The sequence below is a fragment of the Quadrisphaera sp. DVD1 genome (assembly GCF_058932755.1).
In genome coordinates, this window is the sequence record NZ_JBZYWI010000268.1 from 1 (window position 1) to 1351 (window position 1351).

2 protein-coding genes are annotated in these 1351 nt (G+C 80.6%); one reads left to right on the top strand and one right to left on the bottom strand.

The genetic code is table 11. From position 1 onward, the window contains the following. Positions 1–788 (top strand): RecB family exonuclease (locus AC5FZL_RS16730; RefSeq protein WP_493619999.1); only part of this gene is annotated, 788 nt, incomplete at its 5' end. A 29-nt stretch (positions 789–817) separates the two neighbouring features. On the opposite strand, the gene AC5FZL_RS16735 is transcribed toward AC5FZL_RS16730, so the two are convergent. After that, a partial coding sequence (locus AC5FZL_RS16735) for an endonuclease/exonuclease/phosphatase family protein (RefSeq protein ID WP_493620000.1) occupies positions 818–1351 on the bottom strand: 534 nt, incomplete at its 5' end.

The following is a 1351-nucleotide window of genomic DNA, read 5'->3' on the forward strand; positions in this document are numbered from 1 at the left end:
CGGTGGTCGAGGAGGCCGCCGCCGCCGTGCGCGCCGCGCTCGCCGGCTCCGCTTCCGACCACGCCTCCGACCCGGCGCCCGGTGCCCCGACCGCCCTCGGGGACGCCGGCCCCTGGGCCCACGAGGTCGAGCAGCTGCTCGCCGAGCGCGACGCGGCCCGCACGTCCGGGCCGGTGCAGGTGCCGCTGCCGGCGCACCTGTCGGCGTCCCGCCTGGTGCAGCTGGCCGCCGACCCGCAGGCGCTGGCGCTGGCCGTGCGCCGGCCGGTGCCGGTCGAGCCGCGCCCGGCGACCCGGCGCGGCACCCGCTTCCACGCCTGGCTGGAGGAGCGCTTCCGCGCGGACGCCCTGCTCGACCTCGACGACCTGCCCGGCGCCGGCGACGAGACCGCCGACGACGCCGAGGAGGTCGAGCTCGCCCGGCTGCAGGAGGCCTTCGAGGCCTCGGAGTGGGCGCAGCGCACGCCGCTGGCGGTCGAGGTCGACCTCGAGACGCCGGTCGCGGGCCTGGTGCTGCGCTGCCGCGTCGACGCGGTCTTCCCCCGGGCCGACGGCGGCGTGGACGTCGTGGACTGGAAGACGGGCCGCCCGCCCACCGGCGAGCGGGCGCGCGCGGCCGGGGTGCAGCTCGCGGCCTACCGCCTGGCCTGGGCGCGCTGGCGCGGCCTTCCGCTGGAGAAGGTCGGGGCCGCGTTCTTCTACGCCGCCACGGGGCGCACCGAGCGCCCGGTGGACCTGCTCGACGAGGCCGGGCTGGAGGCGCTGGTGCGGGTCGTGCCGGAGGCCTGAGGGCCGTTCTGGGGCGCGCGGCGCGCGGGTCAGCCGACGTCGGCGAGCACGGCGCGGTGGTCGCCGAGGGGCAGGTCGAGCACCCGCCCCTGCGCCGCCACCGGCGCCCCGAGGGAGAGCACGTGGTCGAGCTGGAGCCGCGGCCCGTGCGCCGGGAAGCTCGGCCCGCGCACCAGCGAGCGCCCGCCGGCCAGGCGGGCGGGCAGGTTCCCGGGCAGGTTCAGGTCGCCGGCGAGCAGGCGCACGGCGCCGGCCCCCGCCGGAGAGGGCAGGCCGGCGAGCCAGGCCCGCACCCGGCGCAGCTGGCGCCCTGCGGTGACCGGCGCGAACGACAGGTGGGTGGCGGCGACCACGGCGCCGTCCTCCAGCACCGCGGCCACCGCCACCCGCGGCTCGTCCGGGAAGAACCACCAGGTGGCGCGGCCGGTGCGCGGGTCGGTCGCGCGCAGCGGCAGGCGCCCGCGGCCGGTGCCCAGCTCCAGGCGGTGCCAGCTGACCACCGGGCGGCGCACCAGCAGCGCGATCCCGTACTCGGGCGCCCCCGCCGGCGCCTCTCGGGGGCC